Origin of the sequence: Paenibacillus jilunlii (assembly GCF_900102965.1) — a bacterium.
Lineage (GTDB): Bacteria > Bacillota > Bacilli > Paenibacillales > Paenibacillaceae > Paenibacillus_AQ > Paenibacillus_AQ jilunlii.
This window is the reverse complement of the sequence record NZ_FNGM01000007.1, coordinates 36,476-52,769: the sequence shown is the minus strand read 5'-3', so window position 1 is coordinate 52,769 and position 16,294 is coordinate 36,476. Positions and strand designations below refer to the sequence as shown.

Annotated in this window: 20 protein-coding genes; all 20 read left to right on the top strand. The window is 55.3% G+C overall.

Annotated elements, in window-relative coordinates; all coding sequences use genetic code 11:
• Nucleotides 1-232: 232 nt before the first annotated feature.
• The 20 genes from BLQ82_RS13785 (at nucleotide 233) to dxs (ending at nucleotide 16,248) form a co-directional block, all read left to right on the top strand.
• Nucleotides 233-496 (top strand): YqhV family protein, encoded by a 264-nt coding sequence (locus tag BLQ82_RS13785; RefSeq protein WP_025705504.1) that lies wholly within the window; start codon nucleotides 233-235, stop codon nucleotides 494-496.
• A gap of 83 nt (nucleotides 497-579) precedes the next feature.
• Complete coding sequence (gene spoIIIAA / locus BLQ82_RS13780; protein ID WP_074648239.1) at nucleotides 580-1,584, top strand: stage III sporulation protein AA; 1,005 nt, start codon at nucleotides 580-582, stop codon at nucleotides 1,582-1,584.
• The gene (gene spoIIIAB, locus BLQ82_RS13775; RefSeq protein WP_062527697.1) at nucleotides 1,577-2,095 is read left to right on the top strand and encodes a stage III sporulation protein SpoIIIAB; all 519 of its coding nucleotides are present in this window, start codon (nucleotides 1,577-1,579) and stop codon (nucleotides 2,093-2,095) included. Before spoIIIAA ends, spoIIIAB begins: the two co-directional genes overlap by 8 nt.
• Before the next feature lie 13 nt (nucleotides 2,096-2,108).
• On the top strand, nucleotides 2,109-2,312 hold the full coding sequence (gene spoIIIAC, locus BLQ82_RS13770; protein WP_020426549.1) for a stage III sporulation protein AC: 204 nt from the start codon (nucleotides 2,109-2,111) through the stop codon (nucleotides 2,310-2,312).
• Between the two features lie 9 nt (nucleotides 2,313-2,321).
• A complete protein-coding gene (gene spoIIIAD / locus BLQ82_RS13765; RefSeq protein WP_025703761.1) occupies nucleotides 2,322-2,711 on the top strand; it encodes a stage III sporulation protein AD in 390 nt (129 codons plus the stop codon).
• Between the two features lie 48 nt (nucleotides 2,712-2,759).
• The gene (gene spoIIIAE / locus BLQ82_RS13760; protein ID WP_062527699.1) at nucleotides 2,760-4,016 is read left to right on the top strand and encodes a stage III sporulation protein AE; all 1,257 of its coding nucleotides are present in this window, start codon (nucleotides 2,760-2,762) and stop codon (nucleotides 4,014-4,016) included.
• An 81-nt stretch (nucleotides 4,017-4,097) separates the two neighbouring features.
• A complete protein-coding gene (gene spoIIIAF, locus BLQ82_RS13755; protein ID WP_062527701.1) occupies nucleotides 4,098-4,895 on the top strand; it encodes a stage III sporulation protein AF in 798 nt (265 codons plus the stop codon).
• Between the two features lie 45 nt (nucleotides 4,896-4,940).
• Nucleotides 4,941-5,585 (top strand): stage III sporulation protein AG, encoded by a 645-nt coding sequence (gene spoIIIAG, locus BLQ82_RS13750; protein ID WP_062527703.1) that lies wholly within the window; start codon nucleotides 4,941-4,943, stop codon nucleotides 5,583-5,585.
• 59 nt (nucleotides 5,586-5,644) lie between these two features.
• Nucleotides 5,645-6,529 (top strand): SpoIIIAH-like family protein, encoded by an 885-nt coding sequence (locus tag BLQ82_RS13745; RefSeq protein ID WP_062527705.1) that lies wholly within the window; start codon nucleotides 5,645-5,647, stop codon nucleotides 6,527-6,529.
• 182 nt (nucleotides 6,530-6,711) lie between these two features.
• Nucleotides 6,712-7,221 (top strand): acetyl-CoA carboxylase biotin carboxyl carrier protein, encoded by a 510-nt coding sequence (gene accB, locus BLQ82_RS13740; protein WP_062527707.1) that lies wholly within the window; start codon nucleotides 6,712-6,714, stop codon nucleotides 7,219-7,221.
• A gap of 61 nt (nucleotides 7,222-7,282) precedes the next feature.
• Nucleotides 7,283-8,626, top strand: a complete 1,344-nt coding sequence (gene accC, locus BLQ82_RS13735; RefSeq protein ID WP_062527709.1) for an acetyl-CoA carboxylase biotin carboxylase subunit — start codon at nucleotides 7,283-7,285, stop codon at nucleotides 8,624-8,626.
• Nucleotides 8,627-8,743: 117 nt separating this feature from the next.
• On the top strand, nucleotides 8,744-9,160 hold the full coding sequence (locus BLQ82_RS13730) for an Asp23/Gls24 family envelope stress response protein (RefSeq protein ID WP_062527711.1): 417 nt from the start codon (nucleotides 8,744-8,746) through the stop codon (nucleotides 9,158-9,160).
• A 73-nt stretch (nucleotides 9,161-9,233) separates the two neighbouring features.
• The gene (amaP, locus tag BLQ82_RS13725; RefSeq protein WP_020426559.1) at nucleotides 9,234-9,773 is read left to right on the top strand and encodes an alkaline shock response membrane anchor protein AmaP; all 540 of its coding nucleotides are present in this window, start codon (nucleotides 9,234-9,236) and stop codon (nucleotides 9,771-9,773) included.
• Nucleotides 9,774-9,788: 15 nt separating this feature from the next.
• A complete protein-coding gene (locus tag BLQ82_RS13720) occupies nucleotides 9,789-10,022 on the top strand; it encodes a DUF2273 domain-containing protein (RefSeq protein WP_020426560.1) in 234 nt (77 codons plus the stop codon).
• 252 nt (nucleotides 10,023-10,274) lie between these two features.
• The gene (gene nusB / locus BLQ82_RS13715) at nucleotides 10,275-10,724 is read left to right on the top strand and encodes a transcription antitermination factor NusB (RefSeq protein WP_062527713.1); all 450 of its coding nucleotides are present in this window, start codon (nucleotides 10,275-10,277) and stop codon (nucleotides 10,722-10,724) included.
• 93 nt (nucleotides 10,725-10,817) lie between these two features.
• Nucleotides 10,818-11,681 carry a bifunctional methylenetetrahydrofolate dehydrogenase/methenyltetrahydrofolate cyclohydrolase FolD gene (folD, locus tag BLQ82_RS13710; protein WP_062527715.1) on the top strand — a complete coding sequence of 288 codons (864 nt, stop codon included), beginning with the start codon at nucleotides 10,818-10,820 and terminating at the stop codon, nucleotides 11,679-11,681.
• Nucleotides 11,682-11,690: 9 nt separating this feature from the next.
• Nucleotides 11,691-13,064, top strand: a complete 1,374-nt coding sequence (gene xseA, locus BLQ82_RS13705; protein ID WP_062527717.1) for an exodeoxyribonuclease VII large subunit — start codon at nucleotides 11,691-11,693, stop codon at nucleotides 13,062-13,064.
• The gene (gene xseB / locus BLQ82_RS13700; RefSeq protein ID WP_020428430.1) at nucleotides 13,048-13,311 is read left to right on the top strand and encodes an exodeoxyribonuclease VII small subunit; all 264 of its coding nucleotides are present in this window, start codon (nucleotides 13,048-13,050) and stop codon (nucleotides 13,309-13,311) included. Before xseA ends, xseB begins: the two co-directional genes overlap by 17 nt.
• The gene (locus BLQ82_RS13695) at nucleotides 13,298-14,245 is read left to right on the top strand and encodes a polyprenyl synthetase family protein (RefSeq protein WP_062527719.1); all 948 of its coding nucleotides are present in this window, start codon (nucleotides 13,298-13,300) and stop codon (nucleotides 14,243-14,245) included. The genes xseB and BLQ82_RS13695 overlap by 14 nt, the downstream gene beginning before the upstream one ends.
• A gap of 98 nt (nucleotides 14,246-14,343) precedes the next feature.
• On the top strand, nucleotides 14,344-16,248 hold the full coding sequence (dxs, locus tag BLQ82_RS13690) for a 1-deoxy-D-xylulose-5-phosphate synthase (RefSeq protein WP_062527721.1): 1,905 nt from the start codon (nucleotides 14,344-14,346) through the stop codon (nucleotides 16,246-16,248).
• Nucleotides 16,249-16,294 lie beyond the last annotated feature (46 nt).

The window sequence follows — 16,294 nt, the reverse complement described above, 5'->3', positions numbered from 1 at the left end:
AAGAGCCTGCACTTATATTTTCCAGACCAACTTGTTCAAAACGCGCAAAATATATTTTATCATACCGATGATATTTTTTTATAGAGGGGTTCACTATGATTTCTTTCACACTCCTATTGGTATATTCGCTGATTTCTTCTTGTCTAAAGTGGGCCCGTCCCGCATATCCATGGATAACAGCAATAAAAATACGGGATTCCCGGAAATAGATTTGTAAAAGGAGTGGGGCGGGTTGGACAAGTATGTGAGCTGGATGGCGGCGCTGCGGCTGCTGTCGGGGAGTGTGGAAATCGCGGCGGCGCTGATTATGCTGAAGCTGAACCAGGTGGATAAGGCGCTGGCAGTCAATTCCGGATTGGCTCTTGTCGGGCCGACGATTCTGATTCTGACTACAGCGGTGGGGCTGACGGGGATGGCACAGGATCTCTCGTGGGGCAAGCTGGGATGGATTGGATGCGGAGTGGCCTTTCTCTTAATCGGGATTCTAAAAAAATGATAGATGATAGTCATAAAGCACGCGTACAAGCATAAGTATGGATTAAAGCTATTTAAGTAGAGGACAGCTTGGGGGTACTCTGTATGGCTAATGACTGGCTGCTGTTGTTTCCTGAACGAATAAGAGCACTGCTGAGAGGCTTGCCCGCTCCCCTGCTCGACAAGTTGGAAGAAATCCGTATCCGCGAAGGCCGTCCGCTGGAGATCAATTATTCCGGAGGCAAATACCATTTTGTCGGTGCAGGCGGCAGCCTGACGCTGAGCCCCGAAGAAGCGTACAAGCCTGAACGGGAGGATACGCACCGGCTGCTGGACCTGATCAGCAATCATTCGCTCTATACGATGGAAGAGGAGCTGCGCAAGGGGTTCATTACGATCCCCGGCGGGCACAGGATTGGACTTGCAGGCCGGACCGTGCTGAGCGGCGGGGGAGTGGAGCATCTGCGCGACATTACCGGCTTCAATGTGCGGATCGCCCGTGAGCTGCCGGGCCTCGCCGACGGCGTGCTGCCGTACCTGCTCGACAAGGGGCGGCAGCGGATTATGCATACGCTGATTCTCTCGCCTCCGCAGCACGGCAAAACCACCCTGCTGCGTGACCTTGCCCGGCAGATCTCGGCGGGTGCAAGGAGCGGGCGCGAAGGGAGCCGTCCGGGCCTGAAGGTCGGCATCGTCGATGAGCGCTCTGAAATCGCCGGCAGCCGCCGCGGGATTCCCGCTTTTGATGTCGGTCCCCGGACCGACATCCTCGACGGATGTCCCAAAGCCGAAGGCATGATGATGATGATCCGCTCGCTCTCGCCCGATGTGCTGATCGCCGACGAGATCGGCCGGCTGGAGGATGCCGAAGCCGTGACCGAAGCGCTGCACGCCGGCATCACGGTTGTTGCTTCAGCGCACGGCAAGGAAGTGTCCGAGCTGGCCCGGCGGCCCGGGCTCGGCGGACTGCTGGAGCACCGGATGTTTGAGCGCTATGTGATCCTCCACCGGACAGATGCGGGGCTCTCCTTCCGCATATTGGACGGGCAGAGGCGCAGCCTGCTGCTGGTCGCTCCCGAAGAACGGCGGGGCGGTGAACGCCATGCTTAAGCTCTTCGGAGCGGTGCTGATCGTCCTGGCAGGCACGCTGGCCGGGTTCAAGCGGGCCGCCCAGTATGCTGACAGGCCCAGGCACATCAGAGGCCTGATCGCCGCCCTGCAGCGGCTGGAGACGGAGATCCAGTACGGCTACACCCCGCTGCCGGAAGCGCTGCGCCGGATCGGGATGCAGACGAAGGAGCCGCTGAAGGCATTTTTCACCACAGCGGCCGAGGAGATGAGCCCGCCGCTGGACCGCAGCGCCGAAGATGCCATTTCGAAGGCCATGGAGGAGCACTGGAAGGCGGCTTCGCTGAAAGGGCCGGAGAAGGAAATACTCCGGCAGCTCAGCTGTACGCTGGGTACCAGCGACCGTTCGAATCAGAGCACGCACATCGCGCTGGCTTTGCAGCAGTTGAAGCAGGAGGAGACAGCGGCCAGAGAAGATCAGGGCAAATATGAAAAAATGAGCAAAAGCCTGGGTCTGCTGCTTGGAGCATTGATCGTCATATTGATCTTTTAGCGAGGTGCCAGGAATGAATATTGAAGTCAACGCGATCTTCCAGATTGCCGGCATCGGCATTATTATCGCCATGATCCACACGGTGCTGAAGCAGATGGGCAAGGAAGACATCGCCCACTGGGTAACGATTGTCGGCTTTATCATCGTGCTGTTTATGGTCATCCGCATGCTGGACGGCCTGCTCCAGGAAATCAAAACGATTTTTCTTTTTCAATAGGCCAAGGCTATGGAAATCATTCAAGTGGTGGGAATTGGGCTCTTGTCGACGGTCCTGATACTCGTACTGAAGGAACAAAAGCCGATGTTCGCCTTCCTGCTGACCACGGCCGCAGGCATTCTGATCTTCCTGTTCCTGATCGGCAAGATCGGAACGATTCTGGGGACGCTGGAGCGGGTGGCCGAGTCCTCGGGCATGGAAATGATCTATATCAAAACGGTGTTCAAAATTATCGGAATTTCCTATATCGCAGAGTTCGGGGCGCAGATCGTGCGCGATGCCGGACAGGAATCGATTGCTTCGAAGATTGAACTGGCCGGCAAGGTGCTGATTATGGTGCTGGCCGTGCCGATTATCAGCATTATTATCGAGACGGTGATGAAGCTGCTGCCAACCTGACAAGCATAGGGGCATGAGGCAAGTAAGAAGCGGGGCGGGGGGAAGGGTATGCGGGCGCGCAGTGTTTTTCGGCCACCAAAATTAAATATCATTCTGCTGCTCCTGCCCTGCCTGCTGCTGCTGTGGTGTTCAGGAACCGCCTTCGCAGCCGGTGCAGTCCCCTCACCGTCTCCGCCGCCGCAGTCTGCTCCCCAGGGAGGTTCATCTTCCGCAGTAGACCATTGGGTGAAGGGGCAGGTGCAGAACCTGCCTACAGGCGAAGTCGAATCGTACTGGAACAAGCTGATGAAGGACTACGGCGGATTTTTTCCCGAAGGCAAGACCCCCTCGCTGATGGATATGCTGCTGCCGGGTGAGGATGGGCTAAGCTTCAAAAGTGTGTTGTCCGGACTCACTTCTTTTATGTGGCATGAGGTGATGTTCAACGGCAAGCTGCTGGTTACGATTGTGATGATCAGTGTGCTCAGCATGATTCTGGAGACGCTGCAGACCGCTTTTGAACGGAAATCTGTCAGTAAAATCGCTTATATGCTCTGTTACATGGTCGTACTGGTCATTGCCGTTAACAGTTTCAATGTAGCCATCGGCTATGCCAAGGATGCCATCGACCGCATGACCGACTTCATGATGGCGATGATTCCGCTGCTGTTCGCTTTGCTGGCATCCATGGGGAATATTGTGACGGTCTCCGTCACCCATCCGCTGATTGTGTTCATGATCCATACGGTGAGCACGCTCATTCATACGGTGATTTTCCCGCTGTTTTTCTTCTCGGCGGTGCTGCATCTGGTGAGCGCCATGTCGGATAAATACAAGCTGACCCAACTGGCCAATCTGCTGCGGAATGTGGGTGCCGGACTGCTGGGCGTGCTGCTGACTGTGTTCCTTGGCGTGATCTCTGTCAGGGGAATGACCAGCTCAGTAACGGACGGAGTGACCCTCCGCGCCGCGAAATACATTACAGGGAATTTCGTGCCGGTGATCGGGAAAATGTTCGCGGATGCCACGGATACTGTGATTTCTGCATCGCTCCTGGTGAAGAACGCCATCGGGCTTTCGGGTGTCATTATCATATTGTTCCTCTGCGCATTTCCGGCGATAAAAATACTCGTGCTTGCCCTGATCTACAACGTGGCTGCCGCCGTAATGCAGCCTCTGGGCGAGACACCGATTGTAGTCTGTCTGCAGACAATCGGCAAAAGCATGATCTACGTGTTCGCGGCCTTGGCCGCCGTATCGCTGATGTTCTTCCTGGCTGTCACGATTATGCTGACCGCCGGAAACCTCACCGTCATGATGAGGTAAGGCGCCTAGGCTTCCGAGGCGGGTTTTGCTTGAAGTGAACTCAGAGCAGCATGTGCTCACAAAACTTTTAGGAGGCAAGCGATGAACTGGTTGGGGGATTGGCTGCGGGAGCTCATTCTGGTGGTGCTGCTTGCCGCTTTTGTGGAGATGCTGCTGCCGAGCAAATCCATGGAGCGGTATGCCAGGCTGGTGCTCAGCCTGCTGGTCCTGCTGACCCTGCTGAGTCCGATCGTGTCTATGCTGAAGGGCGACGCGACGGGGGCGCTTAGCCTGGCTATGGATCAGCAGGAGCAGGATGGCGGTGTGCTGACAGGAGCAGGAAAAGGGGCCGGCTCTCTGGAGAAGATTCTGGCAGACGGCCGGATGCTGGCCGCAGGGGTGCAGGAGCAGAGCCTGAAGTTCGCTGCCGAAGAGGTGGCCGGACAGATGCGTGACCAGATCGCCGGCAGCACCGGCCTGCAGGGAGCCAAGGTTACAGTGAAGCTGGGCATGGCCAGTGCCTCCGGCAGCCCTGGGGACGGGGCAGTGCCTGTAATTTCCTCGGTGACGGTTGCCCTTCCGGCTGCCTCCCCGGCTGCAGGAGCTGGCAGCGGGAGCAGCCCGGCGGCGGGGACAGCAGCCGGCCCGGCTTCGGAGCCGATTGTAATTACACCTGTAGAACCGGTGCAGGTCAGCCTGGGCGCTGATCAAGAAGAGGATGCCGCAGCCGCAACCGCGGCGTCTTCATCGGAAACACCCGATAGCAGCAGGCCCGCTGCGGGAAAAGGAGCAGACCAAGAGGATGTGGAGTCAGTCATCAGGCTGCTGGAGCAGAACTGGAATCTGAGCCGGGAAGTCATTCAGGTACAGCGCAGCGGTGCCGGAGCAGAAAAATTATAGAAATACACGAAAGAAGTTAATTCAAAACAGCAGGAGGGATAAGAGATGGGCAACTGGCTGAAAAAGCTGGAGCAATGGGCGGGGGGCGGAGGTTCGGGCAGTCCGAAGCGGAGTCATACCTTCCGCTGGCTGATCATACTCGGGCTGCTCGGCGCTGCGATCATGCTGTTCAACTCCTTTGTGAATGTGAAGAAGCTGGACAGCGAGAATACGGGGCGTGAGCCGCCGCAGGCGGAAAGCTCGCAGGCGACCCTACAGCAGGGAAATGAAACAGCCCCCAATTCGTTTGACAGCATTGAGCAGGCGCTGGAAGACCGGACCAAAGAGATTCTGGAGAAAATCGTCGGCGTAGGCACGGTGGATATCATGGTCACAGTGGATTCTACAGAAGAAATCGTTGTGCAGCGCAATATGAACGACTCCCAGCAGCAGAGTGAAGAAACCGATGCCAGCGGCGGCAAGCGTCATACCACACAGTACACAAGGGATGGCGAAATCGTCACCTACAGCCAGTCGGGCGATGAAACCCCAATTATCACCAAGCGGATCAAGCCGCAGGTGCGCGGCGTGCTGGTTGTCGCCAAAGGGGCGGAGAACAAAATCGTCCGGGGGCTGATTGAAGAAGCGGTCCAAAAAGGCTTGAACGTGCCGGAATACCGCATTTCCGTCGTTCCGCGCAAGCAGGAATAGGAGTTTAAGATTCATTTTTTAACGAGGGGTATGTAATAAAACTTTAGGAGGAATTCAAAATGAAGGGCAAAAGACAAACGATTTGGTTGGTTTCCATGCTCAGCTTGATGGTGGTCCTTTCCGCTTACTATTTGTTCACTGAAGACTCGGGAGCGTCCATTCCTAAGGAAACAGCGGGCAGCATTCAGGTGGACAATATCAAAAGCGGCGCCGACGGGGCGCAATCCCCTGCTCTGGACAGCGGACTTGTCATTAACGAAGTATCTACACAAGAGATTGCCAAGGACGCCGGCAAAGCCGCAGTGAATGAGGACAGCAGCACAGCAGCCGTTACAGCAGACAGTGACAATGGCAAGACAGGAACGGATGATAAAAAAGCGGCAACAGAAGACAAGACCGCCGCTGCAGGTACAAGCGGTGACAGCTCCGCCGCCGGTACCGGCGATGCAGGCCAGACTGCAGATTCATCCAAAACAGCCAAAGACGATACGAAGGCAGACAAAACCACCGCAGCAGCCAACACAGAGAAAACGCCGGCCAAAGACGATGCTGCCATTCTGGATGAAGTCGCATCACAGAGTGTATCGGCCAGCAGCCTGTTCACCAACTATCTCTATGAACGTGAGCAGAAGAACCTGAAAGACCAGAACGATCTGCTCGCATTAATCAATGATATGGATAAGACTCCTGCGGAGAATGCGGCAGCCAAAGAGCAGCTGAGCAAGCTGGAGGAAAAGGAATCCAAAATCACAGGCATCGAAGAGCAGCTGCAGCAAAAGTACGGTGAAGCGATTGTGAAAGAGGATGCCGGCGACACCTATACCGTTGTTGTCCTCAGCGACAAGCTGGATGTGAAACAGGCGGTTGGCATTGTAGACCTCGTCATGAAGGAACTCAGCGTCACTCAGAATAAGATCAGAGTTCAATATGTTTCCGAGCAATAATATCCGTGTTAAGAAAAAAATAGCAGAAAATGCCGAAAGAGCTCGGGTTGTCCCGGGCTCTTTCCATTTCTAGCGTTTATGATATAATACATAAAGTTATCGTGGAATACGCTTCCTGAGAAGAACGGAGAAGCCTTTTTTGTATGTGGCTTCGAGAGAAAGCTGAAGGAGTGAACTATTAAATGTTCAAGTTAAGCGAAATTAAGGAATTGATTAAATTGCTGGACCAGACCTCCTCCGTACATGAACTGGAGATTGAAAGCGAAGGAATGAAGCTGGCGATCCGCAAACCCGATCGCTCCGAGGCTGACGGTATGGCAATTCAGGCGACTCCTTATGCCTATCCCTTTACGCCAGCCCCGCAGCCGCAAACCCCGCAGCAGCATGCTGCACCGGTCGTTGTTACCGAAATTCCGGCAGCCCCGCAGCAGCCGGCGTCCAACGAAGGTACTTTGCATAAAATTGTCTCACCCATGGTCGGGACCTTCTATAGTGCCGCTTCTCCGGAAACCCCTTCCTTTGTCAATGTAGGGGACCGGGTCAGCGAAAAGTCAACGGTCTGCATCATTGAAGCGATGAAGCTGATGAATGAGCTGGAAGCGGAAGTGAGAGGCGAAATCGTCTCCGTACTTGCAGAGAATGGCCAGCTGGTGGAGTACGGCCAGCCGCTGTTTCTGGTGAAACCGGAATAACAGCCGCGAGAATCATGAGATGTGGAGCTAGCAAGCTTCGTAAAACTTTGGGAGGAAACGCATGAACATTCAAAAAGTGTTGATTGCCAACCGCGGCGAAATTGCAGTCCGCATTATCAGAGCCTGCCGTGAACTGGGCATATCCACCGTTGCGGTGTACTCAGAGCCTGACCGGGATTCATTGCATGTCCGGCTGGCTGATGAAGCGTATTGCATCGGCCCGATGCCGTCCAAGGACAGCTATCTGAACTTTACCAATATTATGAGCGTGGCTACTCTGACCGAATGCGATGCCGTGCATCCCGGCTACGGATTTTTGGCTGAGAATGCAGATTTCGCGGAGATCTGTGAATCCTGCAACATCACCTTTATCGGACCATCGCCGGACGCCATCACCCGGATGGGCGACAAGGCTGTCGCTAAGGAAACGATGAAGCTGGCCGGTGTCCCGGTCATCCCGGGCTCTGACGGGCTTGTGGGCGATGTGGAGGAGGCTGTCATGCTGGGCCGCGATATCGGCTACCCGATTATCGTCAAGGCTACCGCAGGCGGCGGAGGCAAGGGAATCCGTATCGCCGAGGATGAGGAGTCCCTGGTGAAGCAGATTACCGCTGCCCAGCAGGAGGCGCAAAAGGCCTTCGGCAATGCCGGGGTCTACCTGGAGAAATTCCTCACCGGCATGAAGCATGTAGAGATTCAGATTATTGCCGACAATCACGGCAATGTGGTTCATCTGGGAGAACGGGACTGCTCCGTGCAGCGCCGCCGCCAGAAGCTTATTGAGGAAGCGCCCTGCTCCGTGCTGACCCCTGAGATCCGCGAAGCCATGGGCCAAGCTGCCGTACGTGCCGCCCAAGCTGTGAATTACTCGGGCGCGGGGACGCTTGAATTTTTGCTGGGACCGGACGGTCAATTTTATTTCATGGAAATGAATACCAGGATTCAGGTCGAGCATCCGGTAACGGAGATGGTCACCGGCGTTGACCTGATCAAAGAAATGATTTCCGTGGCGGAAGGCAATCCGTTGTCGATTGCCCAGGAAGACATCGTGATCAATGGCTGGTCCATGGAATGCCGCATCAATGCGGAAGATCCGGAGCGCAATTTCATGCCTTCACCGGGCAAAATCGGCTTTTATCTGCCGCCGGGAGGACTCGGAGTGCGGGTGGACAGCGCTGCTTATCCGGGGTACACAATCTCTCCTTTTTATGACTCGATGATTGCCAAGCTCATTGTATGGGCTCCAACCCGCCAGGAAGCCATCGCCAAGATGAAACGGGCGCTCTCCGAATTTGCTGTGGAAGGCATACATACCACGATTTCATTCCACCAGAAATTGCTGGAGCATCCTGTGTTTTTAAATGGCAATTTTGACATTAAATTTCTGGAGGATTATGAAATTTAGGACGACTTTGCTTTGTTTGTCATAAAGTTCGCCAAATGATATAGTATGTTTAATAAGAGACGTGCTTTGCGCTTAAGTTATTGAACAACTTTTTCTTTGAAAGGTGTGAGGACCACAATGAGTACATTGCCGACAGAATATGAACGTACGGAAATCGGTGAAATCCAGATCGCTCCTGAAGTGATTGAGGTTATCGCAGGTTTGGCAACTGTGGAAGTTAAGGGCGTGGCAGGCATGAGCGGCGGTTTCGCCGGAGGCATCGTTGAGCTTCTTGGCCGCAAGAACCTGTCCAAAGGCGTTAAGGTAGAGGTTGGACAACGCGAGGCTGCAGTGGATGTGTCTGTGATCATCGAATACGGCAACCGTCTCCCGGAAGTGGCGGCTGAAATTCAGCGCAACGTGAAGCGTTCCATCGAAACGATGACGGGTCTGACCGTTGTTGAAGTGAACGTGCATATCCATGATGTGCAGTTCCGCAGCAACAATACTGTAGAGAAGGCCGAAGAGACGGATGCGGTCCTCCGCGTGAAATAAGGAAGCAGTTCATCCATAAACCCCCGACAGCACCGTCGAGGGTTTACTCTAATTTAAGGAGGTTATGAGACTCGTGGCCAAAATTTTGGACAGGCTTTTGCTGTTCCTCTACAGCTTATGCATCGGAATATTATCTGTAATTGCCATCCTCCTGTTAAGCGGTGCCATTCCGGACTCCTATGAAGCGCTGGACAGACCAGAGGCATATATAGCTGCGATTGCTGTGGCTGTTATTCTGTTCCTGCTCAGCATCCGTTTCTTCTACATTTCGCTGCGCCGTGACCGCGCTTCCTTGCCTTCGGTCGATCAGCGCACAGAATATGGAGACATTCAAATCTCCATGGAAACGATTGAGAATCTGAGCCTGAAGGCTGCCGGCAAAGTCAAGGGCATTCGTGATCTGAAGTCGCGCATCCGCGTCTCCCAGGCGGGTCTTGAGATTATGATCCGCGCCGTTGTCGACGGGGAGCACTCCCTGCCGCTGCTGACGACCGAGGTTCAGCGCCAGGTGCATGAATTTGTGCAGGAAACGACCGGAATTCCTGTAGCGGACGTGTCTGTATACATTGCTAACCTCACACAGTCTCCAAGCTTCAAAAGTCGAGTGGAATAGAGGTGAGTTTCCCTTATGTTCTGGAAAGCAGTATGGGAAAGTCACGGAGGTAGGATTGCCGGAGTCACCTTCGGTGTCGTTCTCGGGTTGATTTATCTGATTAGCGGTTTTTGGGATATGCTGTTCTTTGCACTGGTTGTGTTCATAGGATATACGCTTGGCCACAGAAAGGATACCGCCCAGCCGCCGCTGTTTCAGTGGCAGGAGCTGGTTCAGCGGCTGTCCGGGCGCTGGCGTCCCTTCAAATGAACCGCGATAGCTTTTCTCCCGGAGCCTGGAATCCATACGTATGAGTTTCCTGATGCCGGAGGAAGGGCTGCGCGGTTTTTTGCTGCTAAACTTTTTTCTGATTTTTAAATGCACGGAATACAATTAGGGATAGAACTTGCTCCTTTAAGCTGAAAATAATTGCATGAAATACAATTAGCCGCTTCTGCCTGATCATAAGAAACAATGAAACATCTAATAAAGTATGCGAGATAAGATTGTAGGAGGAAATATATGAAAAGACGTTTAGCAAGAGAAATTATTGTCCAAAGCCTGTACCAGATGGAAATGAATGATGTGGAGAGTGCGGATGCGGTGGAGATGCTCATTGCCGAAGCGGCAGAAGAGAATGAATCTGAACATGTGATTACTGACGAAGCCGAGCTGAAAGCTTATGTAGTCGAACATGTCAACGGCGTATGGGAGCATAAGATGGCGATTGACGATATGCTGGAGCATTACCTGAAGGGCTGGCAAATGAGCCGTCTATCACGGGTGGACCGCCAGATTCTCCGTCTGGCCACCTTCGAAATGGTCTTTGCGAATGATGTGCCTGCCAAGGTTGCCGTCAATGAAGCCATCGATCTGGCCAAACATTTCGGAACCGAAGATTCCGGCAAGTTCGTCAATGGTGTACTCGGCAAGATGATTCAGGAGATCGATACGCTGAAGACAGAACTGTAGCAGAGCTGTTGAGGTTTGTTTTTTTGCATAACTAAGACATGATGTACCATCTTCAGTCCAACTTTCAAAACAGATCAAAGGGGAGAGAATTACATGACAGCAGCAATCATCAGCGGTAAACAAGTATCTGACGAAATTCGTATCGGCATTGCCCGGGAAGTTGCCCAACTGGCCGAACGGGGTGTAAAACCTGGGCTTGCTGTTGTGCTGGTCGGTGAAGATCCGGCTTCTCAGGTCTATGTGCGCAACAAAGAGAAATCCAGTACTGAGCTCGGGTTCCATTCGGAAGTGCACAGACTGGATGCTGCAACTAGCCAGGAGGATTTGCTGGCGCTCGTGGCCGAACTGAACCGCCGGGATGAGATTGATGGAATACTGGTTCAGCTTCCGCTTCCAAAGCACATTGACGAGAAGGCTGTAATTAATGCCATTGCTGTAGAAAAAGATGTGGACGGCTTCCATCCGATCAATGTTGGCAACCTGGTGATCGGGGATGACAGTCTTCTGCCCTGTACGCCTGCAGGTGTGATCGAGCTGATTAAACGCACAGGCACCGGAATTTCCGGCAAACATGCGGTCGTTATCGGACGCAGCAACATTGTCGGCAAACCGGTATCCCTGCTGCTCCAGCGCGAGAATGCCACAGTCACCATGTGCCACTCACGCACCGCGAATATCGCTGAGCTTAGCCGCCAGGCGGATATTTTGGTTGTAGCTATCGGCCGGGCCAACTTTATTGACGGTTCATTTGTGAAACCGGGGGCGGTAGTGATCGACGTCGGAATGAACCGGCTGGATAACGGCAAGCTGGCGGGGGACGTGGATTATGAAAGTGCGAAGGAAGTTGCCGGATATATCACTCCTGTACCGGGCGGCGTTGGACCGATGACCATTACCATGCTGATGGCCAACACGCTGATTGCGGCCAAACGCCGCCACGGCCTGGATAAGGAATAGGTCGCATTTATGGCGGCAGAACGGCAGGTCTACTCGATAAAGGAGCTTAACCGTTATATCCGCATGAAGCTGGATTCGGATGTGGTGCTCTCCGATGTATGGGTCCGCGGGGAAATCTCGAATTTCACCCACCATGGCAGCGGTCATATGTATTTCACGCTGAAGGATGAGAGCAGCCGGATCAAGTCGATCATGTTCGCATCCCATAACCAGCGGCTGCCTTTTGTTCCGAAGGAAGGCACGAAGGTCATCGCCAGAGGGAACGTGACTGTCTACGAGCGGGACGGGCAGTATCAGTTCTACGCTACGCATATGCAGCCTGACGGAATAGGCAGCCTATACCTGGCGTATGAACAGCTGAAGAACAAGCTGGAGCTGGAGGGGCTGTTCGCGGCGGCACGCAAGCGGCCGCTTCCCCGCTTCCCGCGCTGCATCGGGGTCGTAACCTCCCCGACCGGCGCGGCTGTGCGGGATATCATCATCACGCTGCAGCGGCGGTTCCCGCAGGTGGCGGTGGTGCTCTATCCTGTCCTGGTGCAGGGCAAAGGCGCCGGGCCGTCCATAGTGAAGGCCATTGAGAATCTGAACGCGATGGGCGAAGCCGATGTGCTTATCGTCGGCCGCGGAGGCGGCTCCCTGGAGGAGCTGTGGGCCTTCAACGAAGAGGCCGTCGCCCGGGCGATCGCGGCCTCCGGAATCCCGGTCATCTCGGCCGTGGGCCACGAGACCGACTTCACGATCGCCGACTTCGCCGCCGATCTTCGGGCAGCAACCCCGACGGCGGCGGCCGAGCTGGCGGTGCCGCACGCCGCCGAGCTGGCAGCGCAGCTCCGCACGGCGCAGCAGCGCCTGCGCCAAGGGCTGCTGCGCCGCTCGCAGCGCGGCGGCGAGCGCCTCGCTTCGCTGCAGCGCTCGCTGGCGCTGGTCGGCCCGCGCCGCCAGCTGGCCCAGCACGCGCAGCGGCTGGACATGCTGCGCGCCGGGCTGCTCCGCGCAGCGAGGGACAGGCACGGCCGCGCGCGGGAACAGCGCGCCGTGCTGCACCACAGCCTGCAGCGCTTCCACCCGCAGGCGAGTGTCAGCGCTGCGCGGCGGCGCACCGAGAGCCTCACCCGCGAGCTTGCGGGTGCCATGCAGGTGCGCCTGCAGGAGAAGCGCTCGCGCTTCGCCGCCGAGCTGCGCCATCTCGATGCGCTAAGCCCGCTGAAGGTGATGTCGCGGGGCTACAGCCTCGTCTACGATGAGAAGGAAGAGCATTTAATCAAATCGCTGAAGGAAGTAGAGCTCGGCGATGTGGTCAATATCAAGCTGAATGACGGACAATTAAGCTGCCAGGTGTGGGGAATGAAGGAGGATGGCATAACGAATGGCGAAGGAAGCTGAACTGGAATTGGATTTTGAAGGAGCTATGGAGCGGCTGGAAGAAATCGTGCGGGAGCTGGAGCATGGTGACGTCCCCCTGGAGAAGGCAATCGATTTGTTTCAGCAGGGGATGAAGCTCTCCCAGCTGTGCGGGAACAAGCTGGAGCAGGTAGAACGCAAAATCGAAATGATCACTGAGATGGACGGCGAGCTGCGCAAGAAACCGTTCGGTGCCCGGCTGGAAGGTGACAGCGATGAGCCCGTTTGAGCCGAAGCCGGAAGCGGAGCCTGCCGGGACATCCTTGCGGCAGCCGCTGAAGGAATATATAGCCGAGATCAGCAGCCTTGTCATGAGTGAGCTGGAGGCGGCCTTGCCTGGAGAATGGAACGTACCCGGCAACCTTAAGGACGCGATGAACTACTCGCTGCAGGCGGGCGGCAAACGTCTGCGCCCGCTGCTGGTCATCGCCGCCTGCGAGGCGCTGGGCGGCAGCCGCCAGGCAGCGCTGCCGGTAGCCGCTGCCATTGAGATGGTACATACCTACTCGCTGATCCACGATGATCTGCCCGCTATGGATAATGATGATTACCGGCGCGGCAAACTCACCAATCACAAGGTATACGGCGAGGCTACGGCCATACTGGCCGGAGATGCGCTGCTCACCCATGCGTTCTACAGTGTTGTGCAGGCTTCGCGGAAGCATGGCGTGCCCGCAGAACACGCGCTCTCCGTGGTGGAGGACCTGGCGGAAATGGCAGGCCCGAGAGGGATGGTCGGCGGGCAGATCGCCGATATGGAAGGCGAGCAGGGGCTTACCGATCTGGAGCAGCTTCAATACATCCACCGCCATAAGACGGGGGATCTGATTGTTTTTTCCCTGGTGGCCGGGGGACGCATTGCCGGGGCGGACAGCAGAAGGCTGGAGGCGCTGCGCGATTTCGGCACGCATATCGGCCTGGCCTTTCAGATTCAGGATGATATCCTGGATCTGGTCGGCGACGAAGGTAAGCTCGGCAAAAAAACAGGCAGCGATCTCAAGCAGCAGAAGGTTACCTATCCGTATTTTATCGGACTGGATGCTTCCCGCGCTGAGGTGGAGCGGCTGACGGAAGCTGCCCGCAAGGCTGTCCTTGAAGGCGGTTTTCGGGACAACACGCGCCTCTTGGACATTGCGGACTATCTTATGAAGCGCGATCATTAGAATTTATTCCGGAGCGGCTGTGTTTCGACAGCCGTTTCGTTTGTGTTATAATGGGGTTTATATATATTTTACAACATCTAGGAAAGCGGGGAATACTCGTGCTGCTTCCACAAATAAATGATCCTCAGCAACTTAAAGCTTTGTCAGTGGAGGAGCTGGCTACCCTTGCGGAGGAAATCCGCCGGTTTCTGATCGAGAAGCTTACGGCGACCGGCGGACACCTCGGCTCCAACCTGGGGGTAGTGGAGCTCACGATTGCCTTGCACTACTGTTATGACAGTCCCCGGGACAAAATGATATACGACGTAGGGCATCAGGCATATGTCCACAAGATCCTTACCGGACGCCAGGACCGTTTTGACACGCTGCGCAAGAAGGACGGGTTGTGCGGCTTTGTGAAGCGTGCGGAGAGTGAGCATGATGTCTGGGAAGCCGGACACAGCAGCACCTCCCTGTCTGCGGCCATGGGAATGGCGATGGCCCGTGATCTCAAAGGCGAAGACAACAAGGTTATCGCTGTAATCGGGGACGGAGCGTTGACCGGCGGGATGGCGTTTGAAGCGCTTAACCATATCGGCCATGAACGCCGCAAGCTGATGGTTATCCTGAATGACAACGAAATGTCCATCGCTCCGAACGTAGGAGCCATGCATAATTATCTGAGCAAAATCCGCTCGGACCGCCATTATCTGCGTGCCAAGGATGAAGTCGAAGGGCTCCTCAAGAAGATTCCGGCCATCGGCGGAAGACTCGCCAAGACAGCCCAGAATGTCAAGGACAGCCTCAAATACATGATGGTGCCCGGCGTGCTGTTCGAAGAGCTTGGCTTTACTTACCTGGGTCCGGTTGACGGCCATGACGTAGAGAAGCTGATCGATACCTTCCATCAGGCGGACAACGTATCCGGACCTGTATTTGTGCATGTTCTCACTACCAAAGGCAAAGGGTATAAACCGGCTGAAACCGATTTCTATAAGTCACATGCCATCTCCCCTTACAAAATTGAGTCCGGCCAGTCTCTGAAGGCTGTCGGCAATCCGATGTACACCGAAGTGTTCGGGGAGACGCTGATCGAGCTGGGCCGGGAGGACAAACGGCTGATCGCCGTTACACCGGCAATGCCCGGGGGATCAGGCTTGTTCCCGTTCGCCAAGGAGTTTCCCGACCGCATGATTGATGTCGGCATTGCCGAGCAGCATGCGGCAACGCTCTGCGCTGCGCTGGCAATGGAGGGAATGAAGCCGGTTTATGCCGTCTATTCCACCTTTATGCAGCGGGCATACGATCAGATTGTGCATGACATTTGCCGCCATAATGCCAATGTTATGTTCGCCATCGACCGCGCAGGCTTTGTGGGTGCCGACGGTGAAACGCATCAAGGGGTATACGATATCGCCTTTATGCGCCACATCCCGAACATGGTGATGATGATGCCCAAGGATGAGAATGAGCTGCGCCACATGATGAAGACGGCGCTTGAATATAATGACGGGCCGATTGCGTACCGGTATCCGCGCATTGATGGTACTGGCGTGGCACTGGACGCCGAGCTGAAGCCGCTGCCTATCGGCTCCTGGGAACGGCTGCGTCCAGGCGACGACTACGCTGTGCTGGCCTGCGGGCCGATGGTCCAGGTGGCTGAAGAAGCAGCGGAGCTGCTGAAGCGTGAAGGCATTCAGGTGGGGGTTGTCAATGCCCGGTTCCTGAAGCCGCTGGACGGCTCCATGCTGCTGGACCTGGCCCATGCGGGCACAGGGATGATTGTGCTGGAGGAAGCCTGTGAGGCCGGTAGTTTGGGCAGCGCAGTGCTTGAATATTATGCGGAGCATGAAATTTATGACGCCCGCGTCCATTTGATGGGCGTGCCGGATATTTTTGTGGAGCATGGCTCGATCAAAGAGCAGCGCCAGCAAACCGGGCTGACCGTTGAAGCGGTAATCAGCCGTGTCAAAGCGATGAAGGCATCGAGCGCTTTTGCCTACAAGACGACTTCAACCTCCTGAACAGGATAGTCGAAGCGGTAACCCTAAGAACAATCGGGAGATGACC

What these genes read in the sequence shown, in the direction of transcription:
- spoIIIAC (WP_020426549.1), top strand. Translation starts at nt 2,109, where the DNA reads ATGAATATTGAAGTCAACGCGATCTTCCAGATTGCCGGCATCGGCATT.
- nusB (WP_062527713.1), top strand. Translation starts at nt 10,275, where the DNA reads ATGAAAAGACGTTTAGCAAGAGAAATTATTGTCCAAAGCCTGTACCAG.
- spoIIIAB (WP_062527697.1), top strand. Translation starts at nt 1,577, where the DNA reads ATGCTTAAGCTCTTCGGAGCGGTGCTGATCGTCCTGGCAGGCACGCTG.
- spoIIIAA (WP_074648239.1), top strand. Translation starts at nt 580, where the DNA reads ATGGCTAATGACTGGCTGCTGTTGTTTCCTGAACGAATAAGAGCACTG.
- BLQ82_RS13720 (WP_020426560.1), top strand. Translation starts at nt 9,789, where the DNA reads ATGTTCTGGAAAGCAGTATGGGAAAGTCACGGAGGTAGGATTGCCGGA.
- spoIIIAG (WP_062527703.1), top strand. Translation starts at nt 4,941, where the DNA reads ATGGGCAACTGGCTGAAAAAGCTGGAGCAATGGGCGGGGGGCGGAGGT.
- BLQ82_RS13745 (WP_062527705.1), top strand. Translation starts at nt 5,645, where the DNA reads ATGAAGGGCAAAAGACAAACGATTTGGTTGGTTTCCATGCTCAGCTTG.
- spoIIIAF (WP_062527701.1), top strand. Translation starts at nt 4,098, where the DNA reads ATGAACTGGTTGGGGGATTGGCTGCGGGAGCTCATTCTGGTGGTGCTG.
- accB (WP_062527707.1), top strand. Translation starts at nt 6,712, where the DNA reads ATGTTCAAGTTAAGCGAAATTAAGGAATTGATTAAATTGCTGGACCAG.
- accC (WP_062527709.1), top strand. Translation starts at nt 7,283, where the DNA reads ATGAACATTCAAAAAGTGTTGATTGCCAACCGCGGCGAAATTGCAGTC.
- xseA (WP_062527717.1), top strand. Translation starts at nt 11,691, where the DNA reads ATGGCGGCAGAACGGCAGGTCTACTCGATAAAGGAGCTTAACCGTTAT.
- folD (WP_062527715.1), top strand. Translation starts at nt 10,818, where the DNA reads ATGACAGCAGCAATCATCAGCGGTAAACAAGTATCTGACGAAATTCGT.
- spoIIIAD (WP_025703761.1), top strand. Translation starts at nt 2,322, where the DNA reads ATGGAAATCATTCAAGTGGTGGGAATTGGGCTCTTGTCGACGGTCCTG.
- spoIIIAE (WP_062527699.1), top strand. Translation starts at nt 2,760, where the DNA reads ATGCGGGCGCGCAGTGTTTTTCGGCCACCAAAATTAAATATCATTCTG.
- BLQ82_RS13695 (WP_062527719.1), top strand. Translation starts at nt 13,298, where the DNA reads ATGAGCCCGTTTGAGCCGAAGCCGGAAGCGGAGCCTGCCGGGACATCC.
- BLQ82_RS13730 (WP_062527711.1), top strand. Translation starts at nt 8,744, where the DNA reads ATGAGTACATTGCCGACAGAATATGAACGTACGGAAATCGGTGAAATC.
- xseB (WP_020428430.1), top strand. Translation starts at nt 13,048, where the DNA reads ATGGCGAAGGAAGCTGAACTGGAATTGGATTTTGAAGGAGCTATGGAG.